This window comes from Brevibacterium ravenspurgense (assembly GCF_001584615.1).
GTDB classification, from domain to species: Bacteria; Actinomycetota; Actinomycetes; order Actinomycetales; family Brevibacteriaceae; genus Brevibacterium; species Brevibacterium ravenspurgense.
The window spans coordinates 62,399-77,385 of sequence record NZ_LQQC01000008.1; the positions used below are offsets into that span (position 1 = coordinate 62,399).

The 14,987-nt window shown below is 63.3% G+C and carries 11 protein-coding genes; 2 read left to right on the forward strand and 9 right to left on the reverse strand.

The annotated features are described in order from the left end of the window. The first annotated feature begins 2 nt into the window (after positions 1-2). Entirely contained in the window at positions 3-1,823 is a 1,821-nt protein-coding gene (locus Bravens_RS03435; RefSeq protein ID WP_062020310.1) for a phospho-sugar mutase, read from the forward strand. Positions 1,824-2,047: 224 nt separating this feature from the next. Here Bravens_RS03435 and deoC read toward each other — a convergent pair whose 3' ends face one another. From deoC to Bravens_RS03470, 7 genes are all read right to left on the reverse strand, one after another. Beyond that, positions 2,048-2,722, reverse strand: a complete 675-nt coding sequence (gene deoC, locus Bravens_RS03440) for a deoxyribose-phosphate aldolase (protein ID WP_062020312.1) — start codon at positions 2,720-2,722, stop codon at positions 2,048-2,050. 14 nt (positions 2,723-2,736) lie between these two features. Next, positions 2,737-4,038, reverse strand: a complete 1,302-nt coding sequence (locus tag Bravens_RS03445) for a thymidine phosphorylase (protein ID WP_062020313.1) — start codon at positions 4,036-4,038, stop codon at positions 2,737-2,739. A gap of 12 nt (positions 4,039-4,050) precedes the next feature. Next, positions 4,051-4,476 carry a cytidine deaminase gene (locus Bravens_RS03450; protein WP_062020577.1) on the reverse strand — a complete coding sequence of 142 codons (426 nt, stop codon included), beginning with the start codon at positions 4,474-4,476 and terminating at the stop codon, positions 4,051-4,053. Positions 4,477-4,538: 62 nt separating this feature from the next. Then, entirely contained in the window at positions 4,539-5,813 is a 1,275-nt protein-coding gene (locus Bravens_RS03455) for an ABC transporter permease (protein ID WP_062020316.1), read from the reverse strand. Continuing rightward, a complete protein-coding gene (locus Bravens_RS03460) occupies positions 5,810-7,141 on the reverse strand; it encodes an ABC transporter permease (RefSeq protein WP_062020318.1) in 1,332 nt (443 codons plus the stop codon). The genes Bravens_RS03455 and Bravens_RS03460 overlap by 4 nt, the downstream gene beginning before the upstream one ends. After that, positions 7,138-8,712, reverse strand: a complete 1,575-nt coding sequence (locus tag Bravens_RS03465) for an ABC transporter ATP-binding protein (RefSeq protein WP_062020320.1) — start codon at positions 8,710-8,712, stop codon at positions 7,138-7,140. Before Bravens_RS03465 ends, Bravens_RS03460 begins: the two co-directional genes overlap by 4 nt. 124 nt (positions 8,713-8,836) lie before the next feature. Next, positions 8,837-9,919, reverse strand: coding sequence for a BMP family lipoprotein (locus Bravens_RS03470; protein WP_062020322.1), 1,083 nt, complete (start codon positions 9,917-9,919; stop codon positions 8,837-8,839). Between the two features lie 354 nt (positions 9,920-10,273). Between Bravens_RS03470 and Bravens_RS03475 the strand changes: the two genes are divergently transcribed. After that, positions 10,274-10,804, forward strand: coding sequence for a MarR family winged helix-turn-helix transcriptional regulator (locus Bravens_RS03475; RefSeq protein ID WP_062020324.1), 531 nt, complete (start codon positions 10,274-10,276; stop codon positions 10,802-10,804). A 129-nt stretch (positions 10,805-10,933) separates the two neighbouring features. On the opposite strand, the gene Bravens_RS03480 is transcribed toward Bravens_RS03475, so the two are convergent. Next, positions 10,934-13,000 (reverse strand): MMPL family transporter, encoded by a 2,067-nt coding sequence (locus tag Bravens_RS03480; protein ID WP_062020326.1) that lies wholly within the window; start codon positions 12,998-13,000, stop codon positions 10,934-10,936. Between the two features lie 154 nt (positions 13,001-13,154). Next, complete coding sequence (locus Bravens_RS03485) at positions 13,155-14,972, reverse strand: ABC-F family ATP-binding cassette domain-containing protein (protein WP_062020328.1); 1,818 nt, start codon at positions 14,970-14,972, stop codon at positions 13,155-13,157. Positions 14,973-14,987 lie beyond the last annotated feature (15 nt).

Sequence of the window (14,987 nt, forward strand, 5' to 3'; positions counted from 1 at the left end):
CCATGATCGCCGACCGCTTCACAGATGGCTTCGACCCCGAAATCGTCAAAGCTTGGATTGCTGACGACCCCAACCCCGTTACCGCCGCAGCCCTGCAGAAGCAGCTGGATGCAGCCACGGGCGAACCCGGTGAGGCCGCCAACCGTGCAATCGCCGACATCACCGAGGGCTTCCAGGGCCTCCTGCAGTTCGGCACGGCCGGCCTGCGCGGCGAAATCGGGCCCGGCCCCAGCCGCATGAACGCAGCCGTCGTCACCCGTGCTGCGGCAGGACTCGCGGCGGCTCTGCGCGATGTTGTCGGTGAGGGCTTCACCGTCGCCATCGGCTGCGATGCCCGCCACGGGTCAGCTGACTTCGCCCGCATCACCGCCGCCGTCGTCACCCAGGCCGGCGGCCACGCCATGCTCCTGCCGCCACAGCTGCCCACACCGCTGTTGGCCTTCGCAGTCAAGCACCTGGGCACCGACGCCGGTGTCATGGTCACCGCCAGCCACAACCCGCCCCAAGACAACGGCTACAAGGTCTACCTTGGCGAGCGGCCCCTCATCGGCGCGGCTCGCGCTGCCGCAGACGCCGACGGACGCGAACTCACCGACGCTGAGCTCGAAGCGCTCACGGCAGGTGCCGGCGCGCAGATCGTCGAACCTTTCGACGCGTTCATTGCCGGCAAAATCGCCGAGGTGCCGTCTGTCGGCGGCATGGACCTGCCGGACACCGGCTGGACGGAACTGGGCGACGAGGTGCTCGAGGCCTACACCGACCGGCTTGCCGAATTCACCGACATGGCGGGTGCCCGCCAAACTGAACCGCTGACAATCGTCTACACCGCCATGCACGGTGTGGGCGGCCAGACAGCGCTGCGTGTTCTTGAGCAGGCCGGCTTCACGGATGTTCACGTAGTCGACCAGCAGCACCAGCCCGACCCCGATTTCCCCACCGTCGCATTCCCCAACCCGGAAGAACCCGGTGCGCTCGACCTCGCCTTCGCCAAGGCGCGCGAGGTCGGGGCAGACCTCATCATCGCCAACGACCCGGATGCCGACCGCGTATCGGCCGCCATCCCGGATCCGCGGGAGGAAAGCGGCTACCGCCAGCTTTCCGGTGACGAGGTGGGGCTCCTGCTGGCCGAATTCATGGCCGGCACCGTGCGGGCTCGCCAGGCTGTGGGCGAAGCGTGCGTCATGGCGAACTCGATCGTGTCCTCAACCGCTGTTGCCCAGTTGGCGGCCAACCGCGGCATTGCACACCGCGAAACGCTGACCGGCTTCAAATGGATCACCCGCGTACCCGGCCTGGTGTACGGCTACGAGGAAGCACTCGGCTACTGCGTCGATCCCGAGGCTGTGCGTGACAAGGACGGCATCAGTGCGGCCGTCGTCTTCGCCGGTCTGGTCTCCAAGCTCAAGAGCACAGGGCTGACCGTTGAAGATCAGCTGGATGACATTCGCCAGCGCGATGGTGTTTTCCTCACTGCCCCGCTGACCTTCCGCTTTGAGGACGTCGACAAGATCACCGCGGCAGTTGATTCGCTGCGCAGCACCCCTCCTGCCGAACTTGCCGGGCTGGATGTTGTTGAGGTCATCGACCTTGCCGCCGGCAGTGATGAGCTGCCGCCCACCAACGGCATCAAACTGCGCCTGGAAGGCGGTGACCGGATCATCATCCGTCCGTCGGGAACCGAACCGAAGCTCAAGTGCTACCTGGAAACGGTCGCACCGGCTGATGGCTTCGATTCCCCCGAGGACGTGCGCACCGCGGTTGCCGAATGCCGCCAGCGCCTGTCCGCGCTCTCAGCCGCACTCGGCGCATACCTGGGGCTGTAAAAGCTCACGCCGAAAGCCCGCGGACCGGCCGCCGAACCTCGGCACACCGCGGAACCACACCCTGAAACCACAAATCCACCCGTTAGCCGTGCGGCTAGCGGGTGGATTTGTTGCTATTGGGAGTTTTTGCGGCTAAGGGGTGTTTTCCATCTGACGGGTGTTTCCGTGCAGTCCGCAGGCAAAACACCCCGCAGCCGAGTCAATCTAGAACCGAAGCCAGAACCTCAGTCTTCGAAGCCTTCCAGCACTGCGGCGGAACCGGACAGTCCCAGGCGGGATGCGCCGGCTTCAATCATTTCGCGTGCAGCTTCTGCCGAGCGGATGCCGCCGGAGGCTTTAACGCCCAGGGCGTCGCCAACGGTCTTGCGCATGATGGCCACGGCGTGTGCCGAAGCTCCGCCAGCCGGGTGGAAGCCGGTGGAGGTCTTCACGAAGTGGGCACCGGCGCGCACCGAGGCTTCGCAGGCGGCGACGATTTCGTCGTCTTCAAGCGCTGCGGATTCGATGATGACCTTGACCAGAGCATCGTGCCCGGCCTTCTTGGCGGCATCTGCAACTGCTTCAACAACACCGCGGATGTCAGCTTCCACGTCATCCCACAGGCCGGCCTTGGCCGCACCGATGTTGATGACCATGTCGACTTCCTGAGCGCCCTGTTCGACAGCCAGCGCCGCCTCGGCAGCCTTGATCTGGGGTGCGACAGCACCGGAGGGGAACCCGCAGACCGTGGCGATCACAAGGTCACCTGTGTCCTTCAGCGGCAGAGCCGACGGCGACACGCACACGGCAAGCACGCCGAGGCCCTTGGCTTCCTCAACGAGCGAGGCAAAGTCGTCCGGGGTGGATTCGGGCTTGAGCAGCGTGTGGTCGATCATCGCTGCGACGTCGGTCTTCTTCATAATGCTCCTTGAGTTCACTTGATGTGGTCGAAGATGGCCGAGGTGGATTCGGCAGCCTCTGTCGCTTCCGGGCTTCCTGCCGGGGCGATCGCAGTTGCCCCCTCAAGGCTTTCGAGGGCTCGGTCGAAGCGCTGAGCTTCATCGGTGTAAAGGGTCATGAGCGGCGCGCCGGCTTCGACGGCGTCACCGGGCTTGGCGTGCAGGCGGATGCCCGCACCTGCCTGGACAGCGTCACCCGGACGGGCGCGGCCTGCTCCCAGTCGCCACGATGCCTGGCCGACCGAAAGAGCGTCCAGGCGGGTGAGAACACCGGATTCGGCAGCCGTGACAACGTGGCTTTCGCGGCCCATCGGCAGCTTCGCGTCCGGGTCGCCGCCCTGTGCGCTGATCATCTGGCGCCACTTGTCCATGGCGCGTCCGTCCTTGAGGGCTGCGGCAACGTCGACGTCTGTCTTGCCGACGAGTGCCAGCATTTCCTGTGCCAGTGCGACGGTGAGTTCAACGACGTCGGCCGGGCCACCGCCGGCCAGAACCTCGACGCTTTCCTCAACTTCGATCGCATTGCCAACGGCGAGCCCCAGCGGAGTGTCCATGTCGGTGATGAACGCGGATGTTGCGGTGCCGGCAGCCTTGCCGAGTTCAACCATGGTGCGGGCAAGCTCTTCGGCTTTCTGGCGGTCCTTCATGAAAGCACCGGAACCCGTTTTGACGTCCAGGACGAGAGCTTCTGTGCCTTCCGCGATCTTCTTGGACATGATCGACGATGCAATGAGCGGAATCGTGTCGACAATCCCGGTGATGTCACGCAGCGCGTACAGCTTCTTGTCTGCAGGTGCCAGGCCTTCTGTGGTTTCGCAGATGATGGCGCCGACCTCGTCCAGCTGCTTCACGATGCCCTCGGTGGAAATCGCTCCGTGCCAGCCGGGAATCGCTTCGAGTTTGTCCAGCGTGCCGCCGGTGTGGCCGAGGCCGCGGCCGGACAGCTGAGGCACTGCGACATCGAACACTGCAACCAGCGGGGCCAGCGGCAGCGTGATCTTGTCGCCCACACCGCCGGTGGAGTGCTTGTCCGTGGTGGGCACTGACAGGCTGGAGAAGTCCAGCGTCTGCCCGGAATTGATCATGGCCTGCGTCCAGCGCGTGATTTCGCGGGATTCCATGCCGTTGAGGAAGATCGCCATGCCGAGAGCCGACATCTGTTCGTCAGCGATGACACCGCGGGTGTAGGCGTCGATTGTCCAGTCGATCTGTTCGTCTGTCAGGGATTTGCCGTCGCGCTTGGCGATGATGATGTCTACGGCGTCGAACTTTTCCACGTCGCACGCTCCTCAGGGTTGCGGTTGGGTGGTTGTCGTTTCCAGGTGGTCGGGCCCGAATGCTTCGGGCAGCACGACGGACAGCGGTTGGATGCCGCTGGGCATGTCAAGCAGGAGGTCAGGGCCGCCGAATTCGTACAGCAGCTGCCGGCAGCGACCGCACGGCACAAGCTTCTTACCTTCGCCGTCACAGCAGCTGAACGCCACGAGCTTCCCTCCCCCGGTGGCTGCCAGCTGCGATACGAGTCCGCATTCGGCGCACAGGCCCAGGCCGTACGAGGCGTTCTCGACATTGCACCCGGTAATCACGCGGCCGTCGTCGACGAGCGCTGCCACTCCGACCGGGTAGTCGGAGTACGGCGCGTAGGCGTTCTGCATGGCTTGGCGGGCCTGTTCGCGCAGGTTCTCCCACACGTGTTCAGCCACACCGCCCGGCATAGTGCCGGGCTGGCTGTTGCCGGTTTCTGACGAGGTGCCGCTTGCCTGCCCTGGCATGTGCATCACTGCTTGGAGTAGGGAATGCCTTCGGCGGCCGGTGCGCGGACTTTGCCGACGAATCCTGCCACGGCGAAGATCGTGACGATGTACGGCAGCATGAGCAGCAGGTCCGGCGGGATGGGCGAGCCGATGGCCGACAGCGAATTGCCGAGGTTCTTGGCGAACCCGAACAGCAGCGCGGCCATGAGCGCACCGCGCGGGTTCCACTTGCCGAGGATCATGGCTGCCAGGGCGATGTAGCCCTGTCCGGCGGTCATTTCCTTGCCGAATGCCAGGCCCGAGCCGACGGTGAAGAACGCGCCGCCCAGGCCGGCGATTGCGCCGGCCATGATGGTGTTGAGCACGCGGCCGCGGTTGACGTTGATGCCGACGGTGTCGGCTGCGCGCGGGTGTTCGCCGATTGCGCGCAGGCGCAGACCCCACTTGGAGTTGAACAGCGCGATCTGCAGAACGGCCACGAGGATGTACATGAGGTACACGAGGATGTTCTGGTTGAACAGCACCGGCCCGATGATCGGAATGTCCGACAGCACGGGCACGGGCAACGCCGGAAGGCGCATGGAGCGGTTCCACTGTTCCGGATTGTCCGACAGGACGGTCGAAAAGAAGAAGCTGGTCAGACCGACTACGAGGACGTTGAGGACAACACCGATGATGATCTGATCGACCCAGTAGCGCACCGCGAAGAACACCAGGACGATTGCCACGAGCACACCGCCGATCGGTGCGGCGATAAGACCTACGTAGGGGTTGCCGACAAGCGAGGCGACGACTGCTGCAACAAACGCACCGGCCAGCAGCTGGCCTTCAATTGCGATGTTGATGATGCCGGCACGTTCGCCTACCAGGCCGCACATGGCACCGAAGATCAGCGGAACCGACAGGGCGAGTGCACCAGCGAGCAGCGAGGTTGCGGGGATCACGCCGGATCCGGCACCCGACCAGGCGAGGAACGCGATGACGAACAGCACGCCGACGGCAACGGGAAGCCAGTTGCCGATTGTGATGCGCTTGAGCTGACCCCAGAACGACACTCCGGCCAGGATTACAAGCAGCAGGCCGAGCACAATGCCGGTGGTTTTGGCATCGACGGTGATGTTCGGGATGTGGAAGAAGTCGCCCTGCTGGCCAAGCTGGAACGTGGCCTTGCGGCCGCTTTCGGCAGCGAAGCCGAAGGCCACCAGGGCGATGAAGGCCAGGACACCGTAGACGACCGGGAACTTCCAGTCCCGCGGTGCTAGCTTCTGGGTGCTGTGAACGCTGGTCTGTGTGCTCATCGTTCCTCCCCGCCCTTAGCAGCGGCTGCTGTGGTCTGTGCGGCCTCTGCCGCTTCTGTGCTTTCGGCCTTCGCGTCGGCCGAGTCTGCCGCCGCTGCACCTGTCGAGGTGCCGCTCGACTTCGTGTCTTCACGGCGCTTCTCAATGGGCTCCGGCAGGCGGAAGATGGCCCTGACCAGCGGGGGTGCCGCAATGAGCAGGACGATGATCGACTGCACGACGAGCACGATGTCAATCGGCGTGCCGGTCTGGGCCTGCATGAGGTAGCCGCCGGCTTTGAAGCCGCCGAAGAGGATGCCGGCGAAGAACACGCCGATTGGGCGAGAACGGCCCAGAAGAGCGACCGTGATGGCGTCGAAGCCGATGGTTCCGGCGATGCCGCCGCCGACGTTGCCTTCTGTTGCCAGCACCTGGTTGGCGCCGCCGGCACCGGCCAGCGCACCGGCAATGGCCATGACGACGATCGTCACCTTCGACACTGAAATGCCCGCGGTGCGAGCTGCGGCCGGGTTCTGTCCGACCATGCGCATTTCGAAGCCGATGGTGGAGCGCTCCAGCAGCCACCAGATGATGGCAGTGGCGAGGATCGCGATGATGAAGCCGATGTGCAGGCGGAACGGATCCGGCAGGATCTTGAAGAAGTGCGCGGTCGAATCGATGTTCGCCGTCAGCGGGATCGACCCTTCTTTGTGCTTGTACCACTCCTGCTTGAGCAGGTAGGCCATGAGGTACAGCGCGATCGAGTTGAGCATGATCGTCACGATCACTTCGTTCGCGCCGGTCTTGGCCTTAAGCACACCGGCAATGGATGCCCAGATGGCGCCGGCGAGCATACCGCCGACGAGCGCCACGATCATGTGGAGAACAACCGGCAGGTGCATCGCGTACCCCAGGTAACCGCCGACGATCGCACCCAGGATCACCTGACCCTGACCACCGATGTTGAACAGTCCGGAGCGGAAGGCCAACGCAATGCCGAGCGCGGTGAGGATCAGCGGGGTTCCCGACACCAGCGATTCGGTCAGCGGGCGCACGGAGCGCACAAAGGAGTTCGCGTTCCAGTCGAACACGGCACCTCGGAAGAGAGCCGAATAGGCTTCGAGAACCGAGTGGAACGCGTAGTAGAAGAAGTCGCTGGGGCGGGCGAAGATGTAGCCGGCTGCCCGCTGAACGTCAGAATCGGCCAGGATGATGAGCACGGCGCCGGCGACCAGGGCGATGACAATCGCCAGGACCGACACCAGCCAGCTGCCCGACAGCAGTCCGCGGATGATGCTCTGACGCGCACTGCCCCGGGCAGTGCTGCCGGCAGTGGTCTTCTGATTCATACGATGTCCTCCTGGGCTGCCTGGCCGACCTCTGTCACAGCCGAACCGTCGGCAACGCGGGCGTTGGCTTCTTCTTCGGGCACACCGGCCATCATGAGGCCCAGAACGTCACGCGATGTGCCGCCGGGCACGGTGCCGATGATCTGACCGCGGTACATCACGGCGATCCGGTCAGCAAGGTTGAGCACTTCGTCGAGTTCTGTTGACACGATGACGCACGGGGTGCCGTTGTCACGCTCTTCGATGATCCGCTTGTGAACGAACTCGATGGAGCCGACGTCCAGACCGCGGGTGGGCTGGCTGGCCACGAGCAGACGCAGGTCACGGCCCATTTCACGGGACAGAACAACTTTCTGCTGGTTGCCGCCGGAAAGAGTGGATATCTGGTCCTGCACGGATCCGCAGCGGATGTCGAACTGTTCGACCTTTTCCAGTGCGGCCGAGCGGATGGCAACCGGGTTGAGTGCCAGTCCGTTGGCGTAGGGCTTTTGGTCGTACCAGTCGAGAATCATGTTCTCTTCAATCGAGAACCCGGCCACGATGCCGTCGGTCGAACGGTCTTCGGGAACAAAGCCGATGCCCTTGTTGAGCCTGGCCTTGATCGATGAGGATTCGAGGTTGACGCCGTCAAGTTCAATCGTTCCGGCCGCTGGAGTTTCCAGGCCGATGATCGCTTCGGCAAGTTCGGTCTGGCCGTTGCCGTCAACGCCGGCGATCGCCAGGATTTCGCCGCGGCGCACTTCGAGCGACACGTTGTTGAGCGCGGGAAGGTTGTTTTTATCCAGCACCGTCAGATCTGTGACCTTGAGTGCGACATCGCCCGGTTCGGCGGGAGTCTTGGCGGACTTGAGGTTCACTTCGCGGCCGACCATGGCCGACGCAAGCTCCGCCTCCGAAGATTCCGGGCTGACTTCGCCGACGACCTTGCCGCGGCGGATGACGGTGATGGAGTCCGCAACGGCGCGGACTTCGCGAAGCTTGTGGGTGATGAACACGATCGATGTACCGCGCTCTTTGAGCTGGCGCATGATTTCGATGAGCTCGTCGGTTTCATGCGGGGTCAGCACCGCTGTCGGTTCGTCGAGGATGAGCACCTTCGCGTCGCGGGAAAGCGCCTTGATGATTTCGACGCGCTGCTGAGCGCCGACGGGGAGATCTTCGATGTAGGCGTCCGGGTCGATGTCGAAGCCGAAGCGAGCCGAGATCTCTTTGACTTTCTCCCGGGCCTGCTTGAGGTCCAGAAGACCGAGCGATTTAGTGGGCTCGTAGCCCAGGGCCACAGATTCTGCGACCGTGAAGACGGGAATGAGCATGAAGTGCTGGTGCACCATGCCGATGCCTGCCGCGACAGCGTCACCCGGACCCGAAAAAGACACGGGGTCGTCGTCAATGAGGATGCGGCCGGCCGTGGGCTCATACAGTCCGTAGAGGACGTTCATGAGTGTCGATTTGCCCGCACCGTTCTCGCCCAGAAGTGCGTGGATTTCGCCTGGTTCGACGACGAGGTCAATCGAATCGTTGGCGGTGAATTCACCGAACTTCTTCGTGATTCCCTCGAGGGTGAGTTTCACTGATTACTCCTCAATACGTGTGGACAGGCACGGTCCCGGCAGGAAGATTCTAACTGCACAGCGGCAGTCGCACTTCCATGCCGGGACCGGTGTCTCATTTCAGAGACCGGCGCTCAGCGCAAGGTCACTTGGGAGCGTTCTCGGTTTCGACCTTGGTCTTGCCGTCGATGATCTCCTGCTTGATCTTTTCGACACCCTGCTTGACTTCGTCCGACACCTTGTCTTCGTAGTCGTGGAACGGAGCGATCGACACGCCTTCGTTCTTGAGGTCGCCGACGTAGGGTTCGCCGGTGAACTTGTCTTCGGAGGCTTCCTTGGCGCTGTCGTAGACGGCGTTCGACATTTCCTTGAGCACCGAGGTCAGCATGAGGTCGCCGTATTCGGTGGTTTCGTAGCCGTCAGCGTCAACCCACACAAGCGAAACATCGCCGTGCTTCTTGGCGGACTCAGCGGCACCCAGGCCGACGGGGCCTGCCACGGGCATGACGATGTCAGCGCCCTGCGAAATGAACTGGTCGGTCAGAGCCTGGCCCTGACCCTGGTCCGAGAAGTTTCCGACGAACGAGCCCTTCTGCTTCTCCTTGTCCCAGCCGAGCAGTTCAACCTTGCCGTCGTGGTCCTTGTTGTAGCGGTCCACACCGTCAGCAAAGCCGTCCATGAAGATCGACACGGAAGGAATCTGCATACCGCCGAAGATTGCGACCTTGCCGGTTTCGGAAGTGCCGGCAGCAACGTAGCCGGCGAGGTAGGCGGCTTCAGCGGTGTTGAACACCAGCGGCTTGGCGTTGTCGTATTCGACGGTTTCGCCGTTTTCGTCCGCGAAGTAGGAGTCGACGAGCGCGTATTCGATGTCGCTGTTCTGTGCGGCCGACTTGCCGAGCTCAGCAGCGAGGTTGAAGCCCACGCCGTAGATGATGTTGCAGCCGTTCTGCACCATGGTGTCGACGTTCTGCGAGTAGTCCGACTTGTCCTTGGATTCAGCGACTGCTTCCTGCAGGCCGAAGTCCTTCACGGCGCGGTCGAAGCCGTCCTTCGACGACTGGTTGAACGACTTGTCATCCCAACCGCCTTCGTCAGAGATGATGCAGGCCTTGAAGTCCGACTTCTCGGCGTCGGCGCCGCCTTCGGGGGCTTCGCCACAGGCGGAAAGAGCGAGAGCTGCGGTCGCGAAAACGGCGACGGCAGGAGCGAGGAATTTGCGCTTCACAGTCACTTCCTTAGAACGACGCACCGTGCGGGGGATCGATCGAAGCTCTCTAAGCACAGCTTTCTGAACAGCCCACGCGTGATGCGTGCAGTGATATTACGCCTTCAAGAATACTGGAAGAACACCCAGGATTTCGTGAGGGGATGCTCAGCACCTAGCCGGAGACACAGCACGCCCGGTATTGCAAGAGTCAACGGGGCGTGATCTTCAGCACACTCGCATCTCGCTATCCGAAATAGCACCCCCGAGTTCTCGGCGTTTTCACTGATCAACACCGATTCCAAGGCTCTTTGAATCCCAAAAGACGGACAAGCTTTCAGAAATCACCGAGCTTCCCCAATTAGGATGCGGCCCATGCTTCCGGAATCCCTTAACCGCCTGTTCGACACTGCCGGAAAAGAGCAGTTCCCATCGGACTCTGACTTCAATGCGGAACTTGCGCATCTGGTTCACGCCAATATGGCGCAGACCAATCTCATCCGCACCGCGCAGGCGCATTTCGCGCGTCGTCACGGCCTCAACCTCGTTGACTTCACCGTCCTGACCGAGATCATCCACGCGACAGACGAACGCACCACCGTCACTCCCGGCTTCATCAGCGAACGCCTAGCGCTTTCGGCTTCAACCCTGACCTCTATTCTTGAGCGTCTGGTCTCCCGCCGTCTGCTGGTGCGCGAACGCGACACGGCCGACAAGCGTCGGATTGCAGTCAGCTACACGTCAGATGCCGCGCAGCTCGTTACAGACTTCTACAGTTCGGTCGGTCAAATCTACGCGGCAGCTTTCGCCGACGAAGGCAAAACAGAAGGGGCCCTCGAACTGACGCAGAAGCTCGAGGATGCCAACCGGTCCCTCTACGAATCTCTGCGCGACCGCATCCTCTGACCAACTGCCGGCACCGGGACTCAATCCCAAGGAGCCGACAGCTCATATTCATCCAACAGCTGGGGGTCCGCACCAACAGGTGCGGACCCCAGTTCTATCCTCTACCCCAGCGGACCAGGAGGCACAGGATCAAGCGGCAGCTTCCACCTCGGCAGCTTGGGAGTGCGGTTTGCTGGGCCACCAGATCTTGTCGCCGATCAGGGTGAACACGGCCGGGACAATGACAGTGCGCACCAGCAGCGTGTCGATCAGCACGCCGATTCCCACGATCAGGCCCAGCTGACCCAGGGTGACCAGCGGCAGCACGCCAAGAGCGGCGAAAACAGCGGCGAGGACAATGCCCGCGCTCGTAATGACCCCACCGGTGTGAGTGACCGCTTCGACCATCCCCTTCGCGGTGCCGTGCTCAGCGGCCTCGCGGCGGGCGCGGTGCACCAGGAAGATGGTGTAGTCAATGCCGAGTGCCACAAGGAACAGGAACGACAGAAGCGGAACCTGCAGGTCGAGCGCCTCGCTGCCGAGGACCACGCGGCTGAGAACCCAACCCGCACCGATCGCGGCGAGCGCACTGGCGGCGTTGATCGCCAACAGAACGAACGGGGCGAGCGCGGAGCGGGCCACGCAGAACAGCACGATGAGCGTCACTCCGAGAATCAGCGGAACAATCAGTGCGAAGTCCTGGGCGTTGCCCGCACGCGCATCGACATCCGCTGCGACCTGTCCGCCGACGAGGGCATCAGCTCCGCCAACCGCACCGACGGCTTCGCGCAGCTCATCAATCTGGGCGAGGCTCTTATCCGTGCTCGGGCTGTAGTCGCTGGTCACCATGATCTTCGACAGACCATTGTGCGTGTCGATTTCACCGGCGCGGACGATTCCATCGCGGTCTTCCACCGCTGCTACGACGTCGTCAGCTTTGTCTTCGTTTGCCACGATCAGGATCGGCTGAGCCTCCCCCGGCGGGAAATGCTGCGACAAGGTTTCCAGACCGGCGGCGGACTCCGACTGCACGCGGAAGCGATCCAGCTGGTCAAGCCCGACCTTCACGCCGAACAGGCCGGAGGCCATGATGGCCAGCAGGGCGATGCCGGCACCGGCTGACACCAGCGGACGGCGCACAACAGCGGTCGCTACACGGCGCCACACCCCATCCCGGCGCCCCTTGGTCCCGGAGCGCGGGATCGAGGGCCAGAAGGCGCCTCGTCCGACGATGGCGAGCATCGGCGGCAGCAGAAGAAGAACACCGGCCAGAGCGGTCAGCAGACCGATTGCCGAGGTGATGCCCAGGCCGTGTGTGCCGGGAATGACGGCCAGCACCAGGGTCAGCAGGGACAGCACAACCGTGAGGTTCGAGGCGAGAATCGCACCGACTGTGTGCTTCCAGGCGACCGCCAGGGCTGCGCGGTGATCGGTGTGGCGCAGCAGCTCTTCGCGGTAGCGCGAAATGAGCAGCAGCGCATAGTTCGTGCCCGCACCGAAGACCAACACGCTGATGATGCCGGCATCGAACTGCAGGTTCCACGCTTGGCCGGCAGCCGCGGTGAGACGGCCCGCAAGACCATCGGCCAGGCCGACCGCGATCAGCGGCACCAGCCACAGGATCGGCGAACGGTAGGTGACGATCAGCAGAACGGCGACGATCGCAATCGTCACCGCCAGCAGCGTGAAGTCAGCGCCGTCGAAGGCGGCAGCGACGTCAGCACCGAAGGCCGGCCCGCCGGTGACTTCCAGTTTGAGGTCGGCCGGGCCGTGTTCGGCGACTGTGCTGCGCAGATCGCCGATGACTTCGGCGTTGGCTGTGTTGGATTCGCCGGTCGTGATCGGCACGAGGAGCACAGCCGCTTCGCCGTCTTCGCTGAGGATAGGGTCTGAGGCCTCACCGTCATTGGATGCGGTGGTTTCGTTCAGCGTGCCGGCGAGATCTTTCAGCGCTTTCGTCTGCCTATCGGTGATTTCCCCGCCGTCGCGCGCGGTGGCCACAATGAGCACGGACTGTTCGTCCGCGCCGGGAAATTCGTCGAGCAGGACCTGGGCCCGTTGGGATTCGGATTCGGGCGGGGCCTGTTCGCTGGCTTCGGGTGCTTTCGCCGAACCGAAAACGCCGAACAGCACTCCCATCACCACCAGCCCAATGATGAGCGTGAGCCACGAACCCTTCTTGGATGTGATTCTGTCTGCAAAGCCGTGTCGTTCCATGCTTCCAGTTCACCGAAAACACGGGGCGATTCCATCGGTGCTTCGGCTAGACCGGAGTCATACTTTCGGCTGACACGGGGTTGGCTTCAGTTGGGTTGGTGCTGCTGCCGCGGGGCGGCTGGCAGGGGGCGGCTGACCAGCTGCCGCGGCCTGTTCAACTGTCTTCGAGCAGGTCAGACAGTTCGAGCCAGCGCTCTTCGAGCTGTTCGGCTTCTTCGCGGTGGCCACGCAGCTCTTCACCGAGCGCCTGCAGGCCTTCGAAGTCGGTCTGGTCGTGTTCGCCGAGCCGTTCGAGCACCTTCTCGATTTCGCCGTTGACCCGTTCGAGCCGGCGTTCAATCGCGCCGACTTCTTTGCGCTTGGCGTGCCTCTCGGCACCGGTCAGGCCGCTGCTTTCTGAAGCTCCCGAGGTGCCGCTCCCCTGGCTCTTGGAAGTTCGGCCGCCGTTTGCGTCGTCATCGGAACCGTCAAGTTCAGCTGCCAGCTTCAGGTATTCGTCGATTCCGCCGGGCACGTGGCGCAGTGTGCCGTCGAGGATGGCGTACTGCTGGTCGGTGACGCGCTCAATGAGGTAGCGGTCGTGGGACACGACGATGAGCGTGCCCGGCCAGGAGTCCATGAGGTCTTCCATGGCGGCGAGCATGTCGGCATCGACGTCGTTGGTCGGTTCGTCCAGCAGGATGACGTTGGGTTCGTCCAGCAGCAACAGCAGCAGCTGGAGGCGCTTCTTCTGTCCGCCGGAGAGATCTTCGACGTAGGAGGACAGGTGTGCCCGCTGGAAGCCCAGGCGTTCCAGTAGCTGTGCCGGGGTGTGGTCTTTGCCGTCGATTTCGAAGCTCGTCTTGGTCCGCGCCAGCACTTCGCGCACACGGTCGCGGCCGATGTCGGCAAGCTGGGAGAACTGCTGGTCGAGCACGCCGAGTTTGACGGTTTTGCCGTGTTTGATTCGCCCGTCGGTTGGCTGCAGGCTGCCGGCGATCAGCCCCAGGAGCGTTGATTTTCCAGAGCCGTTGCGGCCCAGGATTCCGGTGCGCTCACCCGGGGCGATCCGCCACGTGACATTCGTGAGCACGTAGCCGTCCGGGTAGGCGAAGGCCACGTCTTCAAGGTCGACGACGTCCTTGCCCAGGCGCGACACCGCGAGGCGTTTGAGTTCGAGTGAGTCGCGCACCGGCGGAACGTCTGCGATGAGCTGGTTGGCTGCCTCAACGCGGAACTTCGGCTTGGAGGTGCGGGCGGGAGCGCCGCGACGCAGCCAAGCGAGTTCTTTGCGCATGAGGTTCTGGCGCTTGGCTTCTGCCGCTGCGGCAAGGCGGTCACGTTCGACCCGCTGCAGGACATAGGCCGCGTAGCCGCCCTCAAACTGGTCGACCGTGCCGTCATGGACTTCCCACGTGTCGGTGCTGACCTCATCGAGGAACCACCTGTCGTGGGTGACCACCATGAGTCCGCCTGAGTTCTTGGGCCAGCGTTTGTTGAGGTGCCCGGCCAGCCAGGCAATGCCCTCAACGTCGAGGTGGTTGGTCGGTTCGTCGAGTGCCAGAACATCCCAGTCGCCGACCAACAGTGCAGCGAGCGCTACGCGCCTGCGCTGTCCGCCGGAAAGCGCGGAGACCTTCCGGTCCCAGTCAAGGTCGCCCACGAGGCCTGCGATGATGTCGCGGATGTTGGCGTCCGAGGCCCATTCGTATTCGGGGCGGTCGCCCACGATTGCTGTGCCGACGGTGTCATCAGGGTTGAGGTTGTCGGTCTGAGTGAGGACTCCCACGCGCAGACCGCCGCGCTGAGTCACTCGGCCGGAATCGGGTTCCATCTGGCCGGTCAGCAGCGCCATGAGCGTTGATTTGCCGTCGCCGTTGCGGCCGACGATGCCGATGCGGTCGCCTTCGTGGATTCCGATGGTGAGCGAATCGAAAACGGTTTTCGTGGGATAGTCCAGCGAAATGTCTTCGGCTCCGATCAGATGTGCCACGGCGCGTCCTTCCTG

Coding starts and splice junctions, on each gene's coding strand:
- Bravens_RS03435 (WP_062020310.1), top strand. CDS start 3: ATGATCGCCGACCGCTTCACAGATGGCTTCGACCCCGAAATCGTCAAA.
- deoC (WP_062020312.1), bottom strand. CDS start 2,722: ATGAAGAAGACCGACGTCGCAGCGATGATCGACCACACGCTGCTCAAG.
- Bravens_RS03450 (WP_062020577.1), bottom strand. CDS start 4,476: ATGCCGGGCGGTGTGGCTGAACACGTGTGGGAGAACCTGCGCGAACAG.
- Bravens_RS03455 (WP_062020316.1), bottom strand. CDS start 5,813: ATGAGCACACAGACCAGCGTTCACAGCACCCAGAAGCTAGCACCGCGG.
- Bravens_RS03460 (WP_062020318.1), bottom strand. CDS start 7,141: ATGAATCAGAAGACCACTGCCGGCAGCACTGCCCGGGGCAGTGCGCGT.
- Bravens_RS03475 (WP_062020324.1), top strand. CDS start 10,274: ATGCTTCCGGAATCCCTTAACCGCCTGTTCGACACTGCCGGAAAAGAG.
- Bravens_RS03480 (WP_062020326.1), bottom strand. CDS start 13,000: ATGGAACGACACGGCTTTGCAGACAGAATCACATCCAAGAAGGGTTCG.